This window comes from Kitasatospora sp. LaBMicrA B282 (assembly GCF_050325825.1).
GTDB lineage: Bacteria > Actinomycetota > Actinomycetes > Streptomycetales > Streptomycetaceae > Kitasatospora.
In genome coordinates this window covers 1-16,435 of sequence record NZ_JBNQTI010000182.1, presented here as the reverse complement: position 1 = coordinate 16,435, position 16,435 = coordinate 1, and the positions used below count along the sequence as shown (strand labels likewise).

The following is a 16,435-nucleotide window of genomic DNA, read 5'->3' as shown; positions in this document are numbered from 1 at the left end:
CGCGGCCGGGGCTGCGTCCGCCGCCAGGAAGGCGCGCAGGCGCTCGGCCTGGGCCGGCAGTGCGGCGGCGCTGCGGGCGGAGAGCGGGAAGGCCAGCGGGCCGGCGGCGGGGGCCGGCTCGGGGCGGGCGGCCGGCTGCTCCGGCGCCTGCTCGAGGATCACGTGCGCGTTGGTGCCGCTGATCCCGAAGGAGGAGACGGCGGCCCGCCGGGCCCGGCCGGTCACCGGCCAGGCGGCGGTCTCGGCGGCCACCTGGGCGTGGCCCGAGGTCCAGTCGACGTGCCGGGAGAGCCGCTCGGCGTGCAGCGACCTGGGGACCGTCGCGTGCCGGATCGCCTCGACCATCTTGATCACACCGGCCACGCCGGCGGCGGCCTGCGCGTGCCCGATGTTGGACTTCAACGAGCCGAGCAGCACCGGCGCCTCGGCCGGCCGCTGCTGCCCGTAGGTGGCCAGCAGCGCCTGCGCCTCGATCGGGTCGCCGAGCACCGTGCCGGTGGCGTGCGCCTCCACCACGTCCACCTGGTCGGCCGCCAGGCCGGCCGAGGCGAGCGCGGCCTTGATCACCTGCTGCTGGGCCCGGCCGCTGGGCGCGGTCAGGCCGTTGCTCGCGCCGTCCTGGTTGACCGCGCTGCCGCGCAGCACGGCCAGCACCGGGTGGCCCAGGCGCCGGGCGTCGGAGAGCCGCTCGACCACCAGCATGCCCACGCCCTCGGCCCAGGCGGTGCCGTCGGCACCGTCCGAGAAGGACTTGCACCGCCCGTCCGGAGCCAGCCCGCGCTGCCGGCTGAAGGCGATGAAGTCGCCGGGGGTGGCCAGCACCGCGACGCCGCCGGCCAGCGCCAGGTCGCACTCGCCGTCCCGCAGCGCCCGGGCGGCCAGGTGCAGCGCGACCAGCGAGGAGGAACAGGCGGTGTCGACGGTGAGGGCCGGGCCCTCCAGGCCGAGGCTGTAGGCGATCCGCCCGGAGATCACGCTGGCGGCGCGGCCGGTGAGGGTGTAGCCCTCCAGGCCGGGCTCGGCCTCGTGCAGGTGCGGGCCGTAGTCGTGGTTCTCGGCGCCCGCGAAGACGCCGGTGCGGGAGCCGCGCAGCGAGTCCAGCGGGATCGCGGCCCGCTCCAGCGCCTCCCAGGAGACCTCGAGCAGCAGCCGCTGCTGCGGGTCCATGGCGAGCGCCTCGCGCGGGCCGATGCCGAACAGGCCGGCATCGAAGAGCGCGGCGCCGGCCAGGAAGCCGCCGCGGCGCACGTAGGTCCGGCCGACCGCCTCCGGGTCCGGGTCGAAGATGGCCTCGGTGTCCCAGCCGCGGTCGTCGGGGAACTCGGCGATGGCGTCCACCCCGTCGCGCACCAGGCGCCACAGGTCCTCGGGCGACTCCACCCCGCCGGGCAGCCGGCAGCTCATCCCGACGATGGCGATCGGCTCCTCGGGGTCCACCGGGGAGCGGAACTCAGCCTCGCCGTCAGCCGGCTGACTGCCGGTCAGCTCTTCGAGCAGGTGCGCGGCCAGCGCCAGCGGGGTGGGGTGGTCGAAGGCCAGGGTGACCGGCAGGGCCAGCCCGGTGACGGCGGTCAGTTCACCGTGCAGGCGCACCGCGGCCAGCGAGTCGAGCCCCTGGGCGAGCAGCCCGGCGGCCGGCTCCACCGCGTCGGCCCCGGCCAGCCGCAGCGCGGCGGCGACGCAGCCGCGCACCAGGTCGAGCAGCACGCGCTGCTGCTCGGACGCCGGCAGGGCCGCGAGGTCCGGCGGCAGGGCGGACGGACTGGCGGTTCTTACCGGCTCGGGCTGCGTGCTCATCACGGACCCAACTCTCTGGAAATGCCGACGATTTGGTGAGGCCAGGAGGCTCGGTGCGACGCCGGGGGCGCGGACGGGCGGGCCCGGCGGTGACCTGGAACGGGGCGGGGCTGCGGTTCGGCGGTGCGAGGGCGGTGGTGCGGGGTCGAGCGGGGCCGGGCGTGCCGGGTCGGCGCGCGGGACGGTGCGCGCCGACCGACGGGCGGCCCCGGGCGGGTTCAGCCGGCGGCGGTGTCCAGGCCGTGCTCGCGGACCGCGGCCAGTGCCTTCTCCACGTGCTCGGGCTCGGTGATGTGCACGACCGGGAACGGGAAGGGGATGATCCCCTCCGGGATCGAGGGGCCGAGCACCAGGGCCAGCGTGGTGCCGTGCCGCTCCAGCTCACTGATCACGTGCAGGATGCTGACCGGCTCCACCGGGTTGCGGTGCATCAGGTCGCGGATGTCGCCGGCCGCGGTGAGGGTGCGCGGCTCCAGCGAGGAGCAGAGCGGGATCCGCGGGTCATCGATCCGCAGCGCGTCGACGAAGGGGGCCAGGTGGTCGGCGGCCGACCGGGCGAGCGGGCAGTGGATCGCGGACTCGATCTCGTCCAGCACCGCCATGGTGCCGGGCGGCAGCTCCTCCTCCATCTCGTCCAGCGCCTCGCGGTGGCCGGTGAGCATCAGCATCCGCTTGCCGCCGTCCACCGTGGGGCCGAAGTCGCAGGCCAGGTAGACGTCCGCGCGGGCCCCGCCGTAGTAGCCGCGCGGGTCCTCGCCGGCCGGGATGAAGGCGAGCGCGATGCCCTCGGCGGGCGCGCCGGCCGGCACCTCGGGGATCCCGCGCAGCCGGCCCAGCAGGCCGTACAGCTCGAACCGGGAGACCGCGCCGGTCAGGCAGCCGCCGACCAGCCCGCCCAGGCTCAGCCCGCCGATCACCGCCGGGTGCACCCCGGCCTCGGCCAGCACGTCGTGGATGCCGAAGGCCACGGCCGCCTGCCGGATCGCCGAGATGCTCTGCCGCTGCCCCGACTCCTCGGGCAGCTCGTCGGTGAGCAGCTGGTCCTGGGTCAGGCCGGTGAGCTCCTGGAGCTCCTGGTAGCAGCGGCGCACCGCCGGGTAGGCCTGGTGGAGCGCCACACCCGCCCGGGACTCGGGGCTGAGTCCACCGCCGAGGAGGTAGGCCAGGGCCATCGCGATCTTCCTTCCGCTGCAACGTCGTCGACGTGACGGAAGTGAAGCCGAGCCCCGACCGGGAATCGCCTAGTCTTTGGCGCCGGCCGGCTCCGGACCCGACTCCTGGCCCCCTTCCGGCCCCCGGGCGCCGCCCCACTCCGACGGCCCAACGCCCGCCCCGGTCGGCGTAGGAAAACCACGGACCGTCGGACCACCGGACCCACACTCGACAGAGGAAGCCCGGCCCCGCCCCCGCGGGGCGCCCCCGACTGTCCGGTTGGAGTCCCGCCATGGCAGACCTGGCCTTCGTCCTCGTCACGCTGGCCACCTTCGGTGTGCTCGCGCTGGTCGCCAAGGGGGTGAGCCGGCTGTGACCGCGGACAACATCGTGGGCCTGATCGTCGCGGCGGCCCTGGTCGGCTACCTGCTGCTGGCGCTGATCCGGCCGGAGAAGTTCTGACGTGGCCCGGGACTCCGAGGTGACCGGATGAGCCCCACCCTCGCCGGGGTGCTGCAGGCGCTGGCCCTGGTGGCCGCGCTCGCGCTCTCCTACCGCCCGCTGGGCGACTACCTGGCCCACCTGCTGACCAGCCCGCGGCACCTGCGGATCGAACGGCTCGGCTACCGCCTGATGGGCGTCTCGCCCGACCACGACATGCCGTGGCTGGGCTACCTGCGCAGCGTGCTGGCCTTCTCCGCGGTCTCGGTGCTCTTCCTCTACGTCTTCCAGCGGGTGCAGGACCACCTCTGGCTCTCGCTGGGCTTCCCCGCGGTGCCGGCGGCCACCGCGTTCAACACCGCCGCCTCGTTCGTCACCAACACCAACTGGCAGTCGTACTCGGGCGAGTCGACCATGGGCCACCTGGTGCAGATGGCCGGGCTCGCGGTGCAGAACTTCGTCTCGGCGGCGGTCGGGGTGGCGGTGGCCGCGGCGCTGATCCGCGGTTTCGCCCGCAACCGGACGCACCGGGTCGGCAACTTCTGGACCGACCTGACCCGGATCACGCTGCGGCTGCTGCTGCCGGTCTCGGTGGTCTTCGGGATCGTCTTCGTGGCCTGCGGCATGGTGGAGAACCTGCACGGCTTCCACCAGATCACCACCCTGGCCGGCCAGAGCCAGTCGATCCCGGGCGGCCCGGTGGCCTCGCAGGAGGTGATCAAGGAGCTGGGCACCAACGGCGGCGGCTTCTACAACGCCAACTCGGCGCACCCGTTCGAGAATCCGACCGCGTTCACCAACTGGCTGGAGATCTACCTGCTGCTGGTGGTCGCCTTCTCGCTGCCGCGCACCTTCGGCGCCATGGTCGGCGACCACCGGCAGGGCTACGCCATCGTCACCGTGATGGCGCTCTTCTGGACCGCCTCGTCGATCCTGCTGGCGATCGCCGAGTGGGGGCACCAGGGCAGCGCGCTGCACGCCGCCGGGGCCGCGATGGAGGGCAAGGAGGTGCGGTTCGGCATCTCCGGCTCCACCCTGTTCGCCGCCTCCACCACGCTCACCTCCACCGGGGCGGCGAACTCGGCGCACGACTCCTTCACCGCGTTCGGCGGCGGGCTGACCGTCTTCGACATCATGCTCGGCGAGATCGCACCCGGCGGCACCGGCTCGGGCCTCTACGGGATGCTGGTACTGGCCATCGTGACGGTCTTCGTCGGCGGGCTGATGGTCGGGCGCACCCCGGAGTACCTGGGCAAGAAGCTCGGCGGCCGGGAGATGAAGTTCGCCTCCCTCTACATCCTCACCACCCCGGCGGTGGTGCTGATCGGCACCGGCACGGCGATGACCTTCCGGGCCGAGCGCTCGACCGCGCTGAACCCCGGGCCGCACGGCTTCTCCGAGGTGCTCTACGCCTTCGCCTCGGCGGCTAACAACAACGGCTCCGCCTTCGGCGGCCTGACCGCCACCAGCACCTGGTGGAACACCGCCCTGGGCCTGGCGATGCTGCTCGGCCGGCTGCTGCCGATGGTCTTCGTGCTGGCGCTGGCCGGCTCGCTGGCCGGTCAGCAGCCGGTCCCGGTCACCGCCGGCACGCTGCCCACCCACCGACCGCTGTTCGTCGGCATGCTCTCCGGAGTGGTGCTGATCGTGGTCGGCCTGACCTACTTCCCCGCGCTCGCGCTCGGGCCGCTCGCCGAGGGCCTGAAATGACCGGCGCACCGTCCGGAGGGGCCCGCTGATGGCCGTCGACACCGCCGCCGAACACGACGCGCACCGGGTCTCCGGCGGGCTGCTGGACCCGCGGCAGCTGGTCGCCGCGCTGCCGGACGCGGTCCGCAAGCTGGATCCGCGGGTGATGGCCCGCCACCCGGTGATGTTCGTGGTCGAGGTGGGCTCGCTGCTCACCACCATCTCGGCGATCCGGCACAGCAGCGTCTTCGCCTGGGTGATCGCCGCCTGGCTCTGGCTGACCGTGGTCTTCGCCAACCTGGCCGAGGCCGTGGCCGAGGGCCGTGGCAAGGCCCAGGCCGACACGCTGCGCCGGACCCGCACCGAGACGGTGGCCCGGCGACTGCACGACTGGCAGCCGGGGGCGGTCGACACGGCCGAGGAGGAGATCCCGGCGGCCGCGCTGCGGCTGGGCGACCACGTGGTGGTGGAGGCCGGCCAGATCATCCCCGGCGACGGCGACGTGGTCGAGGGCGTGGCCAGCGTCGACGAGTCGGCGATCACCGGTGAGTCCGCGCCGGTGATCCGCGAGTCCGGCGGCGACCGCTCGGCGGTCACCGGTGGCACCAAGGTGCTCTCCGACCGGATCGTCGTGCGGATCACCTCCGAGCCCGGCAAGACCTTCATCGACCGGATGATCGCCCTGGTCGAGGGAGCCGCCCGGCAGAAGACCCCGAACGAGATCGCCCTGGACATCCTGCTCGCCTCGCTGACCATCGTCTTCCTGCTGGCGGTGGTCACGCTGCAGCCGATGGCGAGCTACGCGGGAGCCGAGCAGACCACCGTCGTGCTGGTGGCCCTGCTGGTCGCGCTGATCCCCACCACCATCGGCGCGCTGCTCTCCGCGATCGGCATCGCCGGCATGGACCGCCTGGTGCAGCGCAACGTGCTCGCGCTCTCCGGGCGGGCCGTGGAGGCGGCCGGCGACGTCTCCACCCTGCTGCTGGACAAGACCGGCACCATCACCTTCGGCAACCGGCAGGCCGCCGAGTTCCTCCCGGTCGGCGCCGCCGAACTGGCCGAACTGGCCGACGCCGCCCAGCTCTCCAGCCTGGCCGACGAGACCCCCGAGGGCCGCTCGATCGTGGTGCTGGCCAAGGAGAAGTACGGCCTGCGGGCCCGCAGCCAGGGCGAGCTGGCGCACGCCAGCTGGGTGCCGTTCACCGCGCAGACCCGGATGAGCGGGGTGGACCTGGACGAGGACGGCCAGGGGGTGCGGCGGATCCGCAAGGGGGCAGCGGCCTCGGTGGTCGCCTTCGTGGAGCAGGGCGGCGGGGCGGTGGGCCCGGACGTGGGGGCGGCGGTCGAGCGGATCTCGGCGGCCGGCGGCACGCCGCTGGTGGTGGCCGAGCAGACCGGCGGCGGGGCGGCCCGGGTGCTGGGGGTGATCCACCTCAAGGACGTGGTCAAGCACGGCATCCGGGAGCGGTTCGAGGACCTGCGCCGGATGGGCATCCGGACCGTGATGATCACCGGCGACAACCCGCTGACCGCCGCCGCGATCGCCCAGGAGGCCGGCGTCGACGACTTCCTGGCCGAGGCCACGCCCGAGGACAAGATGGCGCTGATCCGCCGCGAACAGGGCGGCGGCAAGCTGGTCGCGATGACCGGCGACGGGACCAACGACGCGCCCGCCCTGGCCCAGGCCGACGTCGGGGTGGCGATGAACACCGGCACCTCGGCGGCGAAGGAGGCCGGGAACATGGTCGACCTGGACTCCAACCCGACCAAGCTGATCGAGATCGTCGAGATCGGCAAGCAGCTGCTGATCACCCGCGGGGCGTTGACCACCTTCTCGATCGCCAACGACGTGGCCAAGTACTTCGCGATCATCCCCGCGATGTTCGCGGGCGTCTACCCCGGCCTGCACCACCTCAACATCATGGCGCTGCACAGCCCGAAGTCCGCGATCACCTCGGCGATCGTCTTCAACGCGCTGATCATCGTGGCGCTGATCCCGCTGGCGCTGCGCGGCGTGCGCTACCGGCCGTCCTCGGCCTCGGCACTGCTGCGCCGCAACCTCGGGCTGTACGGGGCGGGCGGGCTGGCGCTGCCGTTCGTCGGGATCAAACTGATCGACCTGGTGGTGCAGTTCATCCCGGGGCTGCACTAGGAACGACCCGCTTCGCGGCGGAGGAGGTGGCTCGATGGCGACACCACTGGGCGCGCTGGCGCGCCTGCACCTGACCGGCCTGCGGGTGCTGCTGGTCTTCACCGTGATCTGCGGGATCGCCTACCCGCTGGTGCTGGTGGGCATCGCACAGGCGCTGCTGCCGGGCCAGGCGAACGGCTCGCTGCTGCGGCACGACGGCACGGTGGTCGGCTCGAACCTGCTGGGCCAGAACTTCACGCTGCCCGCGGCGGGCAACGGTGCGCCCGCGCAGCCCGATCCGCGCTGGTTCCAGTCGCGCCCCTCGGCCGCCGGCGCCGCCGGCTACGACCCGACCGCCTCCGGCCCCTCGAACCTGGGGCCCAACTCCGCCGTGCTGCTGGCCGCCGTGCAGCAGCGCCGGGCCGCGGCGGCCGCGCTGGACGGCGTCGCCCCGTCCCGGGTGCCGCCGGACGCGCTGACCGCGAGCGGTTCGGGCCTCGACCCGGCGATCTCCCCCGGCTACGCGTACCAGCAGGTGGACCGGGTCGCCCGGGCCCGCGGCCTGGACCCGGCGAAGGTGCGGGCGCTGGTCGCCCGGCACGTGGACGGGCGGGTGCTGGGGTTCCTCGGGCAGCCGCGGGTGAACGTGCTGGGGCTGAACCTTGCGCTGGAGGGGTTGCGGTGAGTGCTCGTCGGGGACGTCGAAGCTCGGCCGCGCGGCCGTCGGTCCCTGTCTGAACAATTCGCGCGCCCGGCGGGAATTGTCAGACAGGCCCTAGTGCCACCACGGTGAGCAGCAGGCCGCGGGCGGCCAGCCAGCGGCCGGTGAGGTGGCGGGAGCGGTTGCCGCAGGCCCGGGCGACGGCGGCGGGGAGTTCGGCGGCGAAGGTGCCGGACCCCGGCACGACGGTGATCGGGACGTCGGGGAAGTCGAGCTCGATCCGGCTCACCGGGAAGACCGCCTTGAAGACCGCCTCCTTGGCGCTGAACAGCAGCCGGTCCCAGGCCGGTCGCCCCGAGCCGCCCAGCGGCCCCGGGAGCCGGGCGAGTTCGGCCAGGTGGCGCCGCTCGGCCGGCACCGTGATCACCTCCGACAACCCCGGGGGCAGCGGCAGGTCGGGCTCGGCGTCGATCCCCAGCCCCGCGAACTCGGCGCTGCGGGCCACCGCGCAGCCGCGGTAGCCGACGCAGTGGGTGATGCTGCCGAGCACGCCGTCCGGCCACACCGGCACCCCGCGCGGATCGGCGAGCACCGCGACCGGCGGCAGCCCCAACTGGGCGAGGGCCGCCCGGGCCGCCACCCGGGCGGTGCCGAACTCGCCGCGGCGCTTGGGCACCGCGTCGCCCAGCAACTGCTCCTCGGCGGGGAAGAGCGGTGCCTCGGGCAGGTCGGCGAAGTACTCGGCGCAGGCGGCGCCGGGCGGCAGCAGGTCCGCGAGCACCCGGCCGGCCTCAGCGACCGGCGGCGGCGCGGCCGGTGGTGAACTCGGCCACCAGCTCGGCCAACCGCTTCTGGTGGTCGACGATGAAGAAGTGCCCGCCGGTGAAGACCTCCAGCCGGCTGCCGGCCGTGGTGTGTCCGGCCCAGGCCTCGGCCTCGGCCAGCGTGGTGCGCGGGTCCTCGTCCCCGGTCAGCACCAGGATCGGGCAGGAGACGACGCGGTCGGCCGGGCAGGAGTAGCGCTCGACGGCGGTGTAGTCGCCGCGCAGCGCCGGCAGGATCATCCGCAGGATCTCCTCGTCGCCGAGCAGGTCCCCGTGGGTGCCGCTGAGGGTGCGCAGCTCGGCGACGATCCCGTTGTCGTCGCGCAGGTGCACCGACTCCTCCCGGTGCGTCGAGGGCGCGCGGCGGCCGGAGGCGATCAGGCCGAGCGGGGCGTGACCGGACTGCTCCAGCCGGCGGGCCACCTCGAAGCCGAGCACCGCGCCCATGCTGTGGCCGAAGAGCGTGAGCGGGCGGTCGGCGAACGGCTGCAACGCCGCGTGGATCGCGTCGGCGTAGTCGGCGACGTTGTCGATGGTCGGCTCGGTGCGGCGGTCCTGCCGGCCCGGGTACTGGACGGTCAGCACCTCCAGCTCCGGCGACAGTGCGGTGGAGAACGGCCGGAAGAAGCTGGCCGAGCCGCCCGCGTGCGGCAGCACGACCAGGCGCGGCGCCCCGTCGTTCGCCGGGTGGAATCGGCGGATCCACAGTCCGCTGTCGACGGCGGCCTCAACCATGGGTGCCCCTGTCCCTCGTGCCTTCGCCCTGTCAGTCTTCCTGCTCCGGACGCTAGTTCGAGGTCGGAGCCAGGGTCAAGTGTGGCCGACGATCACTGGCGCGGGGCCAGGATCGGGCGCTGGTGAGGGTGGACGGGGGCTGCCTCGGGAGTGGATCGGGACTGGACGGGGGCTGGACGGAGTCTCGAGTGAGGGTGAAGCAGCGTGGGGTGGGGCCGGTGTGACGGGTGGGGCTGATGGGGTCTGAGAGCTGGATGAGAGCTGAGTGGCACCAGAGAATCCGGACTACGACGGGTTTCGGCCGAAACAACGGCAGGTTTCAGTCAAGGAACCTCCGCTTCCAGACGATGTCCGCGGCACGTCAACAAGTCGCTACCAAACCGTCAAAGATGTGCGAGGGAATGAGGTGGCCCCGCTCTTGACGGCCGACCCTGGTCGTAGCCTGCCGGGCAGACCGCCCCGCGGTACACCGGTGCCACCGCACCCACCGCCGCCCCGTACCCAGCCACACCTGCGAAGGGACCCACCGCATGGACAGCCGCGTGGTGCCCTCCTCGCAGGGCAACCCCGTCCTCGGGCGTGCTGCCGAACTTGCCGTCCTGGACCGCGCAGCCGAGGCCGCCCGCGACGGACTGCACCTGCTGGTGCTGCGCGGCGCCCCCGGGATGGGGCGGACCGCGCTGCTGGACGCCTTCGCGACGTCGCCGAGCTGCCGGGCAGCGACGGTGCTGCGCGCCACCGGTGCGCGGCAGGCGGCGTTCGGGGTGGTGCGCGAGCTGTTCGGGGTGGTGGAGGGAGTGGAGGGGTCGGTTGCCGCCGGCGGGGTCGCGGCGCAGCGGCGGCATGCGGTGCACCAGGAGCTGTACCGGCGGCTGCGGCAGTCGGCGCAGCGCGGGCCGGTGGTGGTCACCGTGGACGACGCCGAGCTCGCCGACCCGGAGTCGCTGCACTGGCTCGCCTTCCTGCTGCGCCGGGCGGCGGAGCTGCCGCTGCTGGTGGTGTTGAGCCTGGGGTGCGGGGAGTCGGCGGGGCCGGAGACGGCGGGGGCGGTGTCGACGGAGGTGGCGTCGGCAGCGGGAGCGGTGCTGGCGGATCTGTTCGCGGAGCAGGAGTGGCGGTCGCTGGAGCTCGGGCCGCTGGGGCCTGACGCCGTACGGGAGTTGCTCGCGGAGCGGCTCGGCCGGGGGGTGGCTGACGGTGCGGTGGACGCGTGCCTGGAGCTGACCGGTGGGCGGCCGCGGTTGCTGGTGGACACCGTGGAGCGGCTGGCCGCCGGCACGGAGTCGGTGGCGCGAGCGGCGGACGACAGCGCGGCGGACTTCGCGCGCGCCGCACTCGCCGTGGTGCCGGCGGCGGTGCGCGACACCGCTAGGGCGGTGGCCGTGCTGGGTGGCGTGCAGCGGGAAATCGTGGGTGGACTAGCGGAGTTGTCGTTGTGTCAGGTCGAGGCCGCGTTGGATGCGCTCGCCGGGCTGGGCCTGCTCAGCGGGACGGGCGAGGGCGACGGTTTCGCGCTGCCCGGTTTCCGTGCCGCGGCGCTGCGGGCCCTTGGCGGGCGCGGCGGTGCGGGCGTGGGCTGGCAGGCGCGGGCCACCCGGTTGCTCGCCGACGCGGGCGCGACGGCGGAGGAGATCGCGCAGCTCGCGGAGTTCGAAGAGCTTCAGGGGTGCGAGGAGTTCGAGGAGTGCGAGGAGTGCGAGGAGTGCGAGGAGTCTGAAGGGCCTGCGGCGGACGGGGAGTCGCCCGCCCGGTCCGGCGGGGTGAGCCGGGCCGGCTGGGTGCACCCGCTCCCGTTCGGCAGTGGTCATCCGCCTTGCGTCGTCTCCGGGGTGCCCCGGGGTGGCGGGCGATGGCGGTCGGGCGTTGGGCGGTCGACGCTGCACCGGCCCGCGGAAGGCCGGCCGCCCCGGTTGGCGCGGGCGGCGGCAAGTCGGCGGGCCGGCCGTCGAGTCGGCCACCGGGCGGGCCATCGGGCCGGTTCGGCCACCACCCCGGGCAGCAGAGCCGGACCCGGCGCCTCGCCGTTCGTCGAGGCGCCGCGGTCGGGCCGGCATGGGCCGGTCCCGTGGGTCCGTGCAGCAGTGCCGGGCCGTTCGCGTAGCAGAGACCAGGGCGAGGACAGACGCAAGCATGACGCACGGCGAGGACGGCATCCCGCTGCCCGGCCGCAAGCAGGTCGGCGACGCGACGACCCCTACCCGGCCCGGCGGACCCTCGAGCACCGGCCCCCTGCCGGCCGACCCGACGGACCCGGGCCGCTCGGAGCGGTGCGCCACGGCTGACCGGGCCGAGCCGACACCACGTGCCGGTGTGCCGGGCGACACCGACGTGCCGTCGGGCGAACAAGAGACGCCGATCCATCCGGGCGCGGAGCTGGGCACACGCGCACCGGAGTCCGCGCAGCCCAGCGCGGCTCCGACCCGCACCGACGAGCCGGGCGACACTGACGTGCCGTCAGGCGAACAGCAAGCGGCGGCGCGCCAGGACACGGCTCCGGGCACACACGCCACCACCTACCCCGGCACGCCGCGCGAGCGAGAGTCCGCGCTGCCCGGCGCGACCCCGCCCCGCATCTGCGGGCCGGGCGGCACCGGCACGCCTTCGGGCGAACCACAGACGCCGGTCCACCCGGGCACAACGCGCCGCGCGCACACCACCACCCACCTCGGCACGCCCGCAGCCCACGCTCCGAGCGCGCCCTCCCCCGCCCAACCCCCGACTGCACCTTCCCCCGCTCCCCTCCTCGCGGAGCGGGACGGGGAGATCGCCGTGCTCCGGGAGGCGCTGGACCGGCTGGGGCGGGGGCGGTCCGGGCGGATCACCGTGACCGGGCAGCCCGGGGCGGGGCGTACCGCGCTGCTGCGGGCGACCGCGCGGCTCGCCGAGGCGGCCGGGCTGACCGCGCGCTGGGCGCAGGGTGCGGTCGCCGAGGTCAACCTGCCCTACGGCGTGCTCCGGCAGTGGTTCCCCGCCGGCGGGCCGGCGGGCCGCCGGCTCTGGGGCGACCCGGCGCAGCCCGTGCCCCCGGAGCACGGCGAGTTGGCCGCGCGGCTCGGGCGCGAGCTGCGGTCGGCGGCCCGGCGGGAGCCCCTGGTGCTGCTGCTGGACGATGCGCAGTGGGCCGACCGGGCCAGTCGCCGGGTGCTGGCGACGCTGGCCCGGCGCGGCCCGGACGGCCCGCCGATCCTGCTGGTGATCGCGGACAGCGGCCTGCCCGCCGTGCTGGACGAGGTCCCGGTACTGCCCGGCACCGAGGATCCGCGCTGCGCCCAGGACCTGCTCACCCCCGCGCCGCTCACCGCCGCCGGGGTGACCCGGGTGCTCGCCGCGCACTGGGCGGAGCCGCCGACCGAGCGTGACGGTGCCGCCGTGGCGGCCGCCACCCGGGGGAACCCGGCGCTGCTGGCCGGTGTGCTGCGCCTGGCGGTCGGGGGCGGGGTCCGGCCGGGGGCGGGCGACCCGGCGCTGCTGGAGCGGCTCGCCGGTGCGGCGCTGGCCGAGCAGGTGGCCCGGCTGCTGGACGGCGCGCCCGCCGAGTTGGCGCGGCTGCTGCGGGTGGTCGCGGTCTGCGGCGGCGCGTTGGACTTCGCGCTGGTCTGCACGCTCTCCGAGGTGCGCTCGATCTCCACCGCCACCGCGCGCGAGCTGCTCGCCGCCAGCGGCCTGACCAGCACGGCGGAACGGCCGCGGCTGCTCGATCCGGCCGCCGCCGCACCCGTGCTGGCCACGCTGCCGCCGGCCGAGCGGGCCGCCCTGCACGCGCGCGCCGCCGAGCTGGGCCACCGGCTGGCGGTCCCGGCGGAGGACCTGGGCCGGATGCTGCTCGGCACCCCCGCACTGGGTGACCCGTGGGCCGTGGCGGCGCTGCGGGACGCGGCCGCGCAGCAGCGGTTCGCGGGCCGGCCGGCGGCCGCCGCGGTGCTGCTCCGGCGCGCCCTGGACGAACCGCTCACCGAGCTGCAACGCGGACAGCTGCTCCTGGAGCTGGGCAGGACGGAGGCAGCCGTGGCGCCGGCGGTCGCGGACCGCCGGCTGGGCCGGGTGGTCCGGCTGACGGGTCCCGCGCTGGCGCCGCTGCGACTGGCGGCGGCCGACCTGCTGATCACGCACGGCGCGACCCCGGTCGGCTGGCAGCCGCAGACCGAGGCCGAGCGGGCCGGGCACGCGGCGCTCACCCCGCTGACGGCCGCGCTGCCCGGCCCGTGGCCCGGGCGGCTCGAAGAGCGCGGGCGGCACGGGGAGCACGGGGAGCACGGGGACCACGGGGACCACGGGGAAGCATGCGCCGCGGCGGTGCCGACGCCGGCGCCAGCCTCCACCCCAGCCACCGGCACCCTGAGCCCGGCGGCCGCCGGCAGCGCCGCCTGGCAGGCCGCCATCCAGGGAGAAAGTCTGCTGCGGGCCCGCGAGTTGGCCAGGATTGCGCTGGCCGTACCGAGCTCCGTGGCGCCCCTCTTCGCGCCCCGGCTGGCGGCCTGCCGCGCACTGCTGATCGCCGACGAGCCGGCCGGGGCGCGCGACGGGCTGGACGCGGTGCTGGTCGACGCCCGGCGCCAGGAGGCGTCGGGGGTGGCCGGCCGGGCCTTGCTGCTGCGGGCCGAACTGGAGCTGCGGCTGGGCCGGGTGGACGAGGCGGAGCGCGGGCTGGCGCGGGCGCTGCGAGCGGTGCCGCGCGACCACTGGCATCCGGCACTGGCGCCGACCGTGCCCGGCCTGGAGATCATGATCGCGCTCTGGCACGGCCGGCCCGACCTGGCCGAGCAGGCGGCGGCGGTGCCGCCACCGGCGGGCGGCGAGGCGGGCACCGCCTGGGCGTTCTGGCTCTTCGCCCAGGGCGTGCTGCGCGCCGCCGCCGACGATCCGGCGGGCGCGCTCGGCCTGTTCCAGGAGTGCGGGCGGCGGCTGCTGGCGCAGGGCTGGGCGAACCCGGCCCTGCTGCCCTGGCGGTCGTGCGCGGCCGCCGCCCTACGTCAACTCGAACGGCCGGACGCCGCTGCGGAGTTGGCCCGCCGGGAGCTGGTGCTGGCGCGGCGCTGGGGTACCGCCGCGGGGGTCGGGCTGGCCCGGCTGGCCGTCGGGCACAGCGCGGCCGCCGGCCCCGCGCTGGACGAGCTCGACCGTGGGGTCCGGCTGCTGCGCCACTCCCCCGCCCAGCTGAGCTACTGCCACGGACTGATCGAGCTGGCCGCCGCCCGGCTGCGCGCCGGGCAGCAGGCGTGCGCCGAAGCGCTGCTGCGGGAGGCGGAGGAGCTGGCCGGGGTCCTCGGCGCCGCGGCGCTGGCCCAACGGGCCCGGCAGGTGAGCGGCCGCGCCGCCCCCGCCAGCGGGCTGGCCTCGCTCGCCGCCCCCGACCCCACCCCGCGCCCCACCGTCCCGCACCCCCGCTTCCGGCTCCCGAACACCCGGTGACCCGGTGAGGAGAACCCCCGCCATGCCGATCGAACGGGCCACCGGATCCGGGCCGCTCGCCGCCACGCTGAACCAGGGGCACCCCACCAGCCGTACACCACATGCCGAGGTCTGCGGGGTGGTGTGGGGCACCCGCGCGAGTGAGCGGGAGGGGGGCACCGGGGTGCTGGGGTCGTCAGGCGTGCCCACGCCCACCCGAGCACGCCGCCCGGCCATCGCGCCCGCCGCCGCCCGGACCCCGGCCACCAAGGTGCCGGAGCCGTCAGCCATGCCCACGCGTGCGTCCACCCAGCCGCGCCACCCAGCGACCGTGCCCCCCGCCCCCGCCCGTCCTCCTGCCGCCCCGGCCGCGCTCACCACGAACCGCCCCGCCGTCCCGCACCCTGCCACCCCCCGCCCCGCGTGCCCGGGCGTCCGCTGAGGAGGAGACCCCATGCTCATCGAACGGGAGACCGAGCTCGGACTGCTCGCCAGCACCCTCCAGCAGGGCCGGGCCGGCGCCGGGTCCACGGTGGTGATCCGCGGACCGCTGGGGGCCGGTCGCACCGCGTTGGTGGGGGCGATCGCAGCACTGGCGGGACCGTTGGGGATCCGGGCGGCGCGGGCGGCGGCTGCGCCGGCCGAGCAGGACTTCGCCTTCGGGGTGGTCAGACAGTTGCTGGAGCCGGTGCTGGACGGACTGGACGGTCCGACGGGCGGCCCCGCCGGGCTGCCGTGCGACGACCCGGTGCCCGGCGAGCCGGCCGGCGTGCTGGCCGCGCTGCACGAGCTGACCGTCCGGCTCGCCGCGGCGCAGCCGCTGGTGCTGCTGGTGGACGACGTGCAGTGGGCCGACGACCCGTCCCTGGAGTGGCTCGGGCACCTGGCCCGACGGCTGCGCTCGGTGGCCGCGGTGCTGGTGCTGACCGTGCGGGAGGGCGATCCGGCGGGCGAGCGGGCGCCGGTGCGGGCGCTGCTGGCCGGTGCCGAGCACGCGTCGAGCCTGCGTCCGCTCTCCCCGGCCGGCACCGCGGCGGTGCTCGGCGGGCGGTTCGGCGGGGCGGTCGAGCCCGGGTTCGTCCGGGCCTGCCACCGGATGTCGGGCGGCAACCCGCTGGTGCTCGGCGCGCTGCTGACCGCGGTCGCCGAGGCCGGGCTGACGCCGGGCGCGGCCCAGGTGCACCGGCTGCCCGGGTTGTCGCTGCCGCTGCTGCGCCGCCGGGTGGCCGCCTGCCTGCGGCACCAGCCGGCGGCGGTGCGGGCGGTGGCCAAGGCGGTGGCACTGCTGGACGGTCAGGCGGACGCCGACCAGATCGGGCGGCTGGCCGGCACCGACCGGTTGGACTGCACCCGGGTGCTCGACGCGCTGCACCGGATGGGCCTGCTGACCGAGGGTCCGCGGCCGCGGCCCGCGCACCCGGCGATCCGCGACGCGCTGGAGGAGCTGATCAGCCTGGCCGAGCGCGAGCAGTTGCACCTGCGGGCCGCCGGGATCCTGCTGGCGGACGGCGGCGGGGTGGAGGAGGTGGCCGGTCAGCTGGTCGCGGTGGCCGCCGCGCAGGGCCCGTGGGCCCGGGAGGTGCTGCGCGAGGCGGCTGATCAACCAGGCCGGAGGCG

The 16,435-nt window shown here is 75.7% G+C and carries 11 protein-coding genes; 7 read left to right on the top strand and 4 right to left on the bottom strand.

Annotation, left to right across the window (positions count from 1 at the left end; all coding sequences use genetic code 11):
- Both ACQRUO_RS33310 and ACQRUO_RS33305 read right to left on the bottom strand, forming a co-directional pair.
- Positions 1-1,800 (bottom strand): beta-ketoacyl synthase N-terminal-like domain-containing protein (locus tag ACQRUO_RS33310; protein ID WP_428319872.1); only part of this gene is annotated, 1,800 nt, incomplete at its 3' end.
- Between the two features lie 215 nt (positions 1,801-2,015).
- Positions 2,016-2,969 (bottom strand): ACP S-malonyltransferase, encoded by a 954-nt coding sequence (locus ACQRUO_RS33305; RefSeq protein WP_428319871.1) that lies wholly within the window; start codon positions 2,967-2,969, stop codon positions 2,016-2,018.
- Between the two features lie 352 nt (positions 2,970-3,321).
- Between ACQRUO_RS33305 and kdpF the strand changes: the two genes are divergently transcribed.
- From kdpF to kdpC, 4 genes are read left to right on the top strand one after another with little or no spacing between them, the layout of a single operon-like run.
- On the top strand, positions 3,322-3,411 hold the full coding sequence (gene kdpF, locus ACQRUO_RS33300) for a K(+)-transporting ATPase subunit F (protein ID WP_428319870.1): 90 nt from the start codon (positions 3,322-3,324) through the stop codon (positions 3,409-3,411).
- Between the two features lie 27 nt (positions 3,412-3,438).
- A complete protein-coding gene (gene kdpA / locus ACQRUO_RS33295) occupies positions 3,439-5,100 on the top strand; it encodes a potassium-transporting ATPase subunit KdpA (RefSeq protein ID WP_428319869.1) in 1,662 nt (553 codons plus the stop codon).
- Between the two features lie 28 nt (positions 5,101-5,128).
- On the top strand, positions 5,129-7,231 hold the full coding sequence (kdpB, locus tag ACQRUO_RS33290) for a potassium-transporting ATPase subunit KdpB (RefSeq protein ID WP_428319868.1): 2,103 nt from the start codon (positions 5,129-5,131) through the stop codon (positions 7,229-7,231).
- A 34-nt stretch (positions 7,232-7,265) separates the two neighbouring features.
- Positions 7,266-7,895, top strand: coding sequence for a potassium-transporting ATPase subunit KdpC (kdpC, locus tag ACQRUO_RS33285; RefSeq protein ID WP_428319867.1), 630 nt, complete (start codon positions 7,266-7,268; stop codon positions 7,893-7,895).
- A gap of 79 nt (positions 7,896-7,974) precedes the next feature.
- On the opposite strand, the gene ACQRUO_RS33280 is transcribed toward kdpC, so the two are convergent.
- Positions 7,975-8,652, bottom strand: a complete 678-nt coding sequence (locus tag ACQRUO_RS33280; protein ID WP_428319866.1) for a 4'-phosphopantetheinyl transferase family protein — start codon at positions 8,650-8,652, stop codon at positions 7,975-7,977.
- A 10-nt stretch (positions 8,653-8,662) separates the two neighbouring features.
- The gene (locus ACQRUO_RS33275; RefSeq protein ID WP_428319865.1) at positions 8,663-9,430 is read right to left on the bottom strand and encodes a thioesterase II family protein; all 768 of its coding nucleotides are present in this window, start codon (positions 9,428-9,430) and stop codon (positions 8,663-8,665) included.
- Between the two features lie 530 nt (positions 9,431-9,960).
- On the opposite strand from ACQRUO_RS33275, the gene ACQRUO_RS33270 reads away from it, so the two are divergent.
- The 3 genes from ACQRUO_RS33270 to ACQRUO_RS33260 all read left to right on the top strand — a co-directional run.
- Positions 9,961-11,712, top strand: a complete 1,752-nt coding sequence (locus tag ACQRUO_RS33270) for an AAA family ATPase (RefSeq protein ID WP_428319864.1) — start codon at positions 9,961-9,963, stop codon at positions 11,710-11,712.
- Positions 11,713-11,740: 28 nt separating this feature from the next.
- A complete protein-coding gene (locus tag ACQRUO_RS33265) occupies positions 11,741-14,839 on the top strand; it encodes an AAA family ATPase (RefSeq protein ID WP_428319873.1) in 3,099 nt (1,032 codons plus the stop codon).
- 433 nt (positions 14,840-15,272) lie between these two features.
- Positions 15,273-16,435, top strand: a 1,163-nt coding sequence (locus ACQRUO_RS33260) for an AAA family ATPase (protein ID WP_428319863.1), incomplete at its 3' end; no start/stop codon positions are given.

Bases quoted from the DNA above. Each gene is read 5' to 3' on its own strand.
- ACQRUO_RS33305 (WP_428319871.1), bottom strand. From the start codon at position 2,969: ATGGCCCTGGCCTACCTCCTCGGCGGTGGACTCAGCCCCGAGTCCCGG.
- kdpA (WP_428319869.1), top strand. From the start codon at position 3,439: ATGAGCCCCACCCTCGCCGGGGTGCTGCAGGCGCTGGCCCTGGTGGCC.
- kdpB (WP_428319868.1), top strand. From the start codon at position 5,129: ATGGCCGTCGACACCGCCGCCGAACACGACGCGCACCGGGTCTCCGGC.
- kdpC (WP_428319867.1), top strand. From the start codon at position 7,266: ATGGCGACACCACTGGGCGCGCTGGCGCGCCTGCACCTGACCGGCCTG.
- ACQRUO_RS33275 (WP_428319865.1), bottom strand. From the start codon at position 9,430: ATGGTTGAGGCCGCCGTCGACAGCGGACTGTGGATCCGCCGATTCCAC.
- ACQRUO_RS33270 (WP_428319864.1), top strand. From the start codon at position 9,961: ATGGACAGCCGCGTGGTGCCCTCCTCGCAGGGCAACCCCGTCCTCGGG.